Source organism: Bradyrhizobium sp. P2_E8, from assembly GCF_056403875.1.
Genome location: NZ_JBFUES010000240.1, coordinates 1 through 8493 on the forward strand (window position 1 = coordinate 1; position 8493 = coordinate 8493).

Genomic DNA, 8493 nt, shown 5'->3' on the forward strand with positions numbered 1-8493 from the left:
CTCCCTGGGGGTATGGGTCCCGGCCTTCGCCGGGACGACACCTCTGGTGTTGCTGGAGCGAGCCCCTTACGAACGCCTCAGCCGCAACTGGCAGCCCTCACACCATCCCTTCCGCCACCACCATGTAGTTCACGTCCATGTCGGAGGAGAGGGTCCATTTGTCGGCGAAGGGGCTGTAGACGACGCCGGTCTGCTCGGTGATGACGAGGCGGTTGTCGAGCAGGTATTTCGTCAGCTCGTCCGGGGTGACGAACTTGTTCCATTCGTGGGTGCCGCGCGGCAGCCAGCGCAGGACGTATTCGGCGCCGACGATGGCGAGCGCAAAGCTCTTCCAGTTCCGGTTCAGCGTCGAGACCACCATCAGCCCGTTCGGCTTCAGCATCGCGGCGCAGCGCTTGAGGAAAACGCCGACATCGACGACGTGCTCGACCACCTCCATCGCCAGCACGATGTCGAAGCGCTCGCGCGGGTCGATCTCCTCCACCGTGGTGCAGCGGTAGTCGATCGCGAGATGGCTCTTGTCGGCATGCAGTTTTGCAGCCGCAATATTGCTCTGCGAGGGATCGACGCCGATGACCTGCGCCCCTAGCCGTGACAGCGGCTCACAGAGCAGGCCGGCGCCACAGCCGATGTCGAGCACGCGCAGGCCGCCGAGACAGTTGAGGCTGCGCACGTTGCGCTCGAACTTGCGGCAGGCGGCGTCGCGGATGTAGCCGAGCCGCAGCGGGTTGATCCGGTGCAGCGGCGCCATCTTGCCCTTGGGGTCCCACCACTCCGCCGAGAGTTTTGAGAATTTCGCGATCTCGGCGGCGTCGACGGTCGAGCCCGTTGGGGCGCTTGCGGTTGCGGAAGTATTTTGCTGCATGCTCATGGTTACGCGCGGTCCTACCGCGTGGTGATCGAACTACGGAAGGCGAGCGGCGAGGCGATGGTCCTGATCGTCTCGATCCCCTCGCCGACACCGCGAATGGTCACGTCGCCGTAGTTGAGAATTCGTCCAAGAATCGTCTGATCGACGTCGACGCTCTCGACCTTGTCCAGCGCCATCTCGAACGTGCGGCGCTTGATGAAGCCGGTCTTGTGCACAACCCTGAGGTTGGTGACGTCGGTCTCGGTGGTGAAGCGATGGAACCAGCCCTTCACGGTCCAATAGAGGGCCGCCAAAGCCACGAGGCCGGAGCCGACAAGGCAGAGCAGGACGAGCCCTTCGACGATGGTTTGCCGGGACAGGACGAACAGCGCCAGGGCCAGGATCCAGGCCACGATGGCCGGAAAATAGAAGATCCAGTGCGCATTGGTCGAATACAGCACCTTCTCGCCGGGCTGAAGAATCTCGTCGATATAGCGCGCCATGATCCCGGTTAACCCATTACCCCCAAGCCAGACCTCGAGCCTGCCCCCGCAGGAACCCGCTTGCCCCCGGCCCCGCCGCTATGTATACGCGCGGTCGGTGTCCGCGAGGCCCGTCCAGTGCGGGTCACCATACTGATCCTTATGAGGGAATGCACGCGTCGTCATGAGCCGCCTCGTGATGAAATTCGGCGGCACATCCGTCGCCAACATCGAACGCATCCGCAACGTCGCACGCCATGTGAAGCGTGAGGTCGACGCCGGCCACGAAGTGGCCGTGGTCGTCTCGGCGATGTCGGGCAAAACCAACGAGCTGGTGGCCTGGTGCACCGAGGCCTCGCCGATGCACGATGCGCGCGAATACGACGCCGTCGTCGCCTCCGGCGAACAGGTGACGTCCGGCCTCCTCGCCATCGTGCTCCAGAGCATGGGTATCCAGGCCCGCTCCTGGCAGGGCTGGCAGATCCCGATCAAGACCAGCGACGCCCATGCCTCGGCCCGGATCGAGGACATCGACGGCGGCGAGATCATCAAGCGCTTCAGGGATCGCAAGGAAGTCGCGGTCATCGCCGGCTTCCAGGGCATCAACCCCGAGACGAACCGGATCACCACGCTCGGCCGTGGCGGCTCCGACACCTCGGCGGTGGCGATCGCCGCCGCCGTCAAGGCCGACCGCTGCGACATCTACACCGACGTCGACGGCGTCTACACCACYGACCCGCGAATCGTGCCGAAGGCCAAGAGGCTCGACAAGATCGCGTTCGAAGACATGCTGGAACTGGCCTCGCAGGGCGCGAAAGTGCTCCAGGTTCGCTCGGTGGAACTCGGCATGGTCCACAACATGCCGATCTTCGTCCGCTCGAGCTTCGACAAGCCCGAGGATATCGACCCGCATGCCAACCAGCCGCCCGGCACGCTGATCTGCAGCGAGGAGGAGATCATGGAAAGCCACGTCGTCACCGGCATCGCCTTTTCGAAGGACGAGGCCCAGATTTCGGTGCGCCAGATCGAGGACAAGCCGGGCGTCGCCGCGTCGATCTTCGGCCCGCTGGCGGATGCCAACATCAATGTCGACATGATCGTGCAGGGCGTCTCCGAGGACGGCAAGACCACCGACCTCACCTTCACGGTGCCGGCCGCCGACTACACCCGCGCCAGGGACACGATTACCGCCGCCAAGGGCAAGATCGGCTATGCCCGGCTCGATACCGCCACCGACGTCGCCAAGATATCGGTAATCGGCAGCGGCATGCGCAGCCATGCCGGCGTCGCCGCCCAGGCGTTCTCGGCCCTCGCCGGACGGAATATCAACATCCGGGCCATCACAACCTCCGAGATCAAATTCTCGGTTCTGATCGATACCGCCTATACCGAGCTTGCGGTGCGGACCCTGCACACGCTCTACGGCCTCGATCAGGCTTAGGCTAATTTTCTCTTAGCGGTCGCAGCAAACGCGAAGGTGTACACACCTTCGCGTCTGGCAGGCGTTTTGCTTGGCAAAACAAGCCCCAATTCGCTATACGGCGAACAGGGTGGGCTGCCACATACTGTGCCCCAGTTGAGGCGGTGCTGATTCGGTTCAGGCGCCAAATCTGAAGAAGATTTGGACCCGGGCCGGCGCCGGATGAGCAAATTCGTTGTTTTTCTGGATTTTCGGGCGAGCCGCCGGGGCCCCTTTCGGGCCCGGCTGACGGAGGAGACTGAGAGTACATGCGGAGCGCGTCGGGAGGTCCCCGCGTCTTGTTGAGACGGCTCCGCGAAACCATGGCGGAGCAGGTCTCGGCCCAGGAGCGGCTGGACAAGATCGTGGTGCTGATCGCCGCCAACATGGTGGCCGAGGTGTGCTCGGTCTATGTGCTGCGCGTCGACAACACGCTCGAGCTCTACGCCACCGAAGGTCTCAACCGTGAGGCTGTGCATCACACCGTGCTCAGCGCCCATGAGGGCCTGGTCGGTCTCGTCGCCAGCGAGGCGACGCCGCTCAACCTCAGCGATGCTCAGAGCCATCCGGCCTTCTCGTTCCGCCCCGAGACAGGCGAAGAAATCTACCACTCCTTCCTCGGCGTGCCGATCCTGCGCGCCGGCAACACGCTCGGCGTGCTGGTGGTGCAGAACCGCGCCAAGCGCAATTATGTCGAGGAAGAGCTCGAGGCGCTGCAGACCACCGCGATGGTGCTGGCCGAGCTGATCGCCTCCGGCGAGCTGTCGGCGCTGGCCCAGCCGGGCCTAGAACCTGCCGCCCGCCATTCGGCGCAGAAGGTCGGCGCGATCCTGTCGGAAGGCATCGCGCTCGGCCATGTCGTGCTGCACGAGCCGCGCGTCGTCATCAAGGACTACATCGCCGAGGACCTGCCGAAGGAAATCAAGCGGCTCGACACCGCGCTCGCCAAGCTGCGCGCCGATCTCGACCGCATGCTGGAGCGCGGCGACGTCGCCGAGGGCGGCGAGCACCGCGAGGTGCTGGAAGCCTACCGCATGTTCGCCAACGACCAGGGCTGGTCGCACAAGCTGCACGAGGCGGTCGCGACCGGCCTCACGGCGGAAGCCGCCGTCGAGCGCGTGCAGTCCGACACCCGCGCGCGCATGCTGCGCTCGACCGATCCCTATTTGCGCGACCGGCTGCACGATCTCGAGGACCTCGGCTACCGCCTGATGCGGCAGCTGGTCGGCCAGGACCACGCGCCGTCACGCGAACAATTGCCCGACAACGCCATCGTCATCGCCCGCGCGATGGGCCCGGCGGCGCTGCTCGACTACGACCGCAAGCGCCTGCGCGGCATCGTGTTGGAGGAAGGCACCGCCAACTCGCACGTCTCGATCGTGGCGCGCGCGCTCGGAATCCCTGCGGTCGGCGAGGTGCCGAACGCGCCCGGAATCGCCGATCCCGGCGATGCCATCATCGTCGACGGCACGTCGGGCTCGATCTATGTGCGCCCCTCGCAGGAGATCGAGGCGGCCTTCGCCGAGCGCGTGCGCTTCCGCGCCCGCCGCCAGGCGCAGTACCTCGCGCTGCGCGACCGGCCCTGCGTCACCAAGGACGGCCAGAAGGTCGAGCTGATGATCAACGCAGGTCTCGCCATCGACCTGCCGCATATCGAGGACACCGGCAGCGCCGGCATCGGCCTGTTCCGCACCGAGCTGCAATTCATGGTCGGCCAGAGCCTGCCGCGCACCAGCGACCAGCTCGCGCTCTATCGCACCGTGCTGGATGCGGCGGGCCCCAAGCCCGTCACCTTCCGCACGCTCGACATCGGCGGCGACAAGGCGCTGCCCTATATGGAAGCGGTGATCGAGGAAAATCCGGCGCTCGGCTGGCGCGCGATCCGGCTCGGGCTCGACCGCCCCGGCCTGCTGCGCGGCCAGATCCGCGCGCTGCTGCGCGCCGGCGGCGGCCGCGCGCTGCGCATCATGTTCCCGATGATCTCGGAGGTCGCCGAGTTCGATTCGGCGAAGGCGCTGGTCGAGCGCGAGCTCACCTATCTGCGCCAGCATGGCCACACGCTGCCCGAACGCATCGACATCGGCACCATGGTCGAGGTGCCGGCGCTGCTGTATCAGCTCGACGAGCTGCTGAAGAAGGTCGATTTCATCTCGGTCGGCTCCAACGATCTGTTCCAGTTCCTGTTCGCGGTCGACCGCGGCAATGCCAAGGTCTCCGAGCGCTTCGACACCATGTCGGCGCCGATCCTGCGCGCGCTCCGCGACATTGCCCGCAAGTCCCATGCGGCGCAGAAGTCGCTGTCGCTCTGCGGCGAGATGGCCTCCAAGCCGATCGGCGCGCTGGCGCTGATCGCGATGGGCTATCGCTCGCTGTCGCTGTCGGCGACCGCGCTCGGCCCGGTCAAGGCGATGGTGATCGATCTCGATGCCAAGAAAGCCGAGGCGATGCTCGGCCCGTTGCTGGACGCGCCATGCGGCAGCGTCTCGATCCGGCAGAAGCTGACGGAATTTGCCGAGGCCGAAGGCCTGGCCTTGTAGCGGGCCTGTCGCCCGCGTCCGCCGCCTCGCCGCCTTCCGCCATTTGAGACTTACCCGATGTCGTCACTCCCTGAAGCCAAACTGGACGTCCTGCTCGCGCATCACGCTTCGCTCGAGGCCGAATCGCTCGGACAGCTCGCCTCCGAGCGCTACGTGCAGATCACGCGCGAGCTCGCCGAGATCACACCGCTGATCGAGGCGGTCAAGACTTACCGGTCCGCGGTTAAAGAACTCGCCGACACCGAGGCGCTGATCGCCGATCCCGCGACGGATGCGGAGATGCGCGGCATGGCGGAAGCCGAGCGCGACGAGCTGGCTCCAAGGATCGAGGATCTCGTCCAGAAGATCCGCGTCGCGCTGCTGCCCAAGGACGCCATGGACGACCGCAACGTGGTGCTGGAAATCCGCGCCGGCACCGGCGGCGACGAGGCCTCGCTGTTCGCCGGCGACCTGTTCCGGATGTACGAGCGCTTCGCGAGCCTGCAGGGCTGGAAGGTCGAGGTCATCTCGGCGAGCGAAGGCACCGTCGGTGGCTACAAGGAAATCATCGCGGAGGTGCAGGGCCGCGGCGCGTTCTCGAAGCTGAAGTTCGAATCCGGCGTGCACCGCGTGCAGCGGGTGCCCGACACCGAGACGCAAGGGCGCATCCACACCTCGGCCGCCACCGTCGCGGTGCTGCCCGAGGTCGAGGATGTCGACGTCGAGATCAAGAACGACGATCTGCGCATCGAGACCATGCGCGCGCAGGGCGCCGGCGGCCAGCACGTCAACAAGACCGAATCGGCGATCCGCATCACCCACATCCCGACCGGCATCGTGGTGATGATGCAGGACAGCCGCTCGCAGCACAAGAACCGCGCCTCGGCCATGAACATCCTGCGCTCGCGCATCTACGACGCCGAGCGGCAACGCGTCGATGCGGCGCGCTCGGCCGAGCGCAAGGAAAAGGTCGGCTCCGGCGACCGCAGCGAGCGCATCCGCACCTATAATTTCCCGCAAGGGCGCGTCACCGACCACCGCATCAATCTGACGCTCTACAAGCTGCCGCAGGTGATCGCGGGGGAAGCGCTCGGCGAATTGACCGACGCGCTGACCACCGAGCACCAGGCTGCACAGCTCGCCGCGCAAGGCGCGGCGGCGTGACGCCCCGCGTGAGCGACCGCTTCACCGGACAATCGGTCGAGAGCGCACGGCGCGCACTGGCGGCGCAACTGCGATCGGCGCAGCTCGACGAGGCCGAGCTCGACGCCCGCATCCTGCTTGGCGCTGCGCTCGGCCTCGATCTCACCGGCCTGATGACACAGGCCGCCCGGCTCCTCACGGACGCGGAGGCCTCGCGGCTCGCGCAGCATGCGCAACGCCGGATCGCGGGCGAGCCGGTGGCGCGCATTCTCGGCACGCGCGAATTCTGGGGCCTGCCGTTCCGCCTGTCGGAAGCAACCCTGGTCCCACGCCCCGACACCGAAACGGTGGTCGAGCGTGCGCTCGAACTTTTCCGCGAGCAGAAGGCAATCCACCAGCCACGCATCGCCGACATCGGCACCGGATCCGGCGCGATCCTGCTGGCGCTGTTGCACGATATTCCCGGCGCCTTCGGCGTCGGCACCGATCTCAGCCCGAACGCGCTCGAGACCGCCAGGGGCAATGCCGCAGCCCTCGGCCTTGCCGACCGCTCCGCCTTCGTCGCCTGCTCCTATCTGGCGGCGCTTCGTGGTCCGTTCGACCTCATCGTGTCGAATCCACCCTATATCCCCTCCGCCGAAATTCCGAAATTGAGTGTCGAGGTGCGCGAGCACGATCCGCACCTGGCGCTCGACGGCGGCAATGACGGATATGACGCCTACCGCGCCCTGATCCCGCAGGCGGCCGAGCGTCTCGCGCCCGGCGGAGCGCTGATCGTCGAGGCCGGACAGGGCCAGGCCCGAAATATTGAAACCCTGATGACGGCAGCGGCGTTAGTGGTGGACAGGCCGGCCAGGGCCGATTTGGCGGGTATCCCGCGGGCCGTTTCGGCCCGAAAAATGCCCCCATAAAAGCCGGATTGGCCTGCAAAAACCTCTTGGAATATCCCTTGGGACCGACTACCTTCCACTCAACACATCGGTGTCGGCCCCGTACACCTACGGGCGAAAGCCGGGCTCTCGAGCGAGAGCTTCACTGATTTTAGGTTCCAAGCCGCAGGTCCTGTAAGCGCGATGGCCCATTGAGGTGCGCAGCTTTCCGACCGCAAAGTGAACGAAAGCCTGATATTGCGCGCGAAGACTAACGCAAGAAACCAGGGCTTGTTTTGGCAGGCAAAATGAATGGGTTCGCTGGCGATGAATGCTGGCGGGTGGGGAACGCGTCTTTGTTGAACGCGACGGTCGACGAACATTGGCAGGGTTCAAGCCGCTTCTCGCGCGCGAGCGACGCGAGCGATGTGAACCGCTGTCATCAGGTCACTCCTAGCAATCAGTAATGCGTGCAACCTTTAGGGCTGGAATTAAAGGCAGGACATGAGAAACGGTCAGAACAAGCAGCGGATGCGCAACCGCAACAACAACAACAATAACAACAACCGGCGCGGCCAGAACCCGATGACCCGGGTCTACGAGTCCAACGGACCCGATATCAAGATCCGCGGCACGGCTTCGCATATCGCTGAAAAGTATCTCCAGCTCGCGCGCGACGCGCGCTCCTCGGGCGATCCCGTTGCAGCCGAGAACTACTACCAGCACGCCGAGCATTATTTCCGGCTGATCGCGGCCGCCCAGGAGCAGTTCCGCCAGAACCAGCAGCCGCGCGGCGACGAGCCCATCAGCAGCAATAGCGACGACGGCGAAGACGACGGCGAGAATTTCTCGAATTTCGGCCAGGAGCCGGGCTTCGTCCCGCAGCCGCAACAGCAGCAGCCATTCATGCGCGACCGCGACGGCCAGCGCGATCATCAGCAGCGTGATCACCAGCAGCGCGACAACCAGCCGTCGTACCAGCGCGACAACCAGCAGCCGCGCGAGCACCGCGAACGCGACCATCGTCCGCAGCCGCCGCAATATCAGCCGCAGCCAATGCCGCCGAACCAGCCGCAGCCCGTCATCGCCGATGCCGGCAGCGTCGATCGTCTACCCTCCTTCATCACCGGCGCGCAGCCGCAAGTGAATGTTGGCGGTCAGGGCGGCTTCGAGG

The 8493-nt window shown here is 65.6% G+C and carries 7 protein-coding genes; 5 read left to right on the forward strand and 2 right to left on the reverse strand.

Features of this window, described 5'->3' with window-relative positions; translation table 11 throughout:
• Positions 1-97: 97 nt before the first annotated feature.
• Together ubiG and AC1D00_RS15585 are read right to left on the reverse strand one after the other, a co-directional pair.
• Complete coding sequence (ubiG, locus tag AC1D00_RS15580) at positions 98-871, reverse strand: bifunctional 2-polyprenyl-6-hydroxyphenol methylase/3-demethylubiquinol 3-O-methyltransferase UbiG (protein WP_167770837.1); 774 nt, start codon at positions 869-871, stop codon at positions 98-100.
• A gap of 14 nt (positions 872-885) precedes the next feature.
• On the reverse strand, positions 886-1353 hold the full coding sequence (locus AC1D00_RS15585) for a PH domain-containing protein (protein ID WP_135174918.1): 468 nt from the start codon (positions 1351-1353) through the stop codon (positions 886-888).
• A 163-nt stretch (positions 1354-1516) separates the two neighbouring features.
• Here AC1D00_RS15585 and AC1D00_RS15590 point away from each other — a divergent pair, with 163 nt between their 5' ends.
• The 5 genes from AC1D00_RS15590 to AC1D00_RS15610 all read left to right on the forward strand — a co-directional run.
• Positions 1517-2773 (forward strand): aspartate kinase, encoded by a 1257-nt coding sequence (locus AC1D00_RS15590; RefSeq protein ID WP_135174919.1) that lies wholly within the window; start codon positions 1517-1519, stop codon positions 2771-2773.
• 287 nt (positions 2774-3060) lie between these two features.
• Positions 3061-5328: a phosphoenolpyruvate--protein phosphotransferase gene (ptsP, locus tag AC1D00_RS15595; protein WP_477011286.1), complete on the forward strand. Its 2268-nt coding sequence runs from the start codon at positions 3061-3063 to the stop codon at positions 5326-5328.
• Between the two features lie 57 nt (positions 5329-5385).
• Positions 5386-6471, forward strand: a complete 1086-nt coding sequence (gene prfA, locus AC1D00_RS15600; RefSeq protein ID WP_135174921.1) for a peptide chain release factor 1 — start codon at positions 5386-5388, stop codon at positions 6469-6471.
• The gene (prmC, locus tag AC1D00_RS15605) at positions 6468-7361 is read left to right on the forward strand and encodes a peptide chain release factor N(5)-glutamine methyltransferase (RefSeq protein ID WP_477011287.1); all 894 of its coding nucleotides are present in this window, start codon (positions 6468-6470) and stop codon (positions 7359-7361) included. The genes prfA and prmC overlap by 4 nt, the downstream gene beginning before the upstream one ends.
• Positions 7362-7823: 462 nt before the next feature.
• Positions 7824-8493: DUF4167 domain-containing protein (locus AC1D00_RS15610; protein WP_477011288.1), on the forward strand; the 670-nt coding region annotated here is incomplete at its 3' end.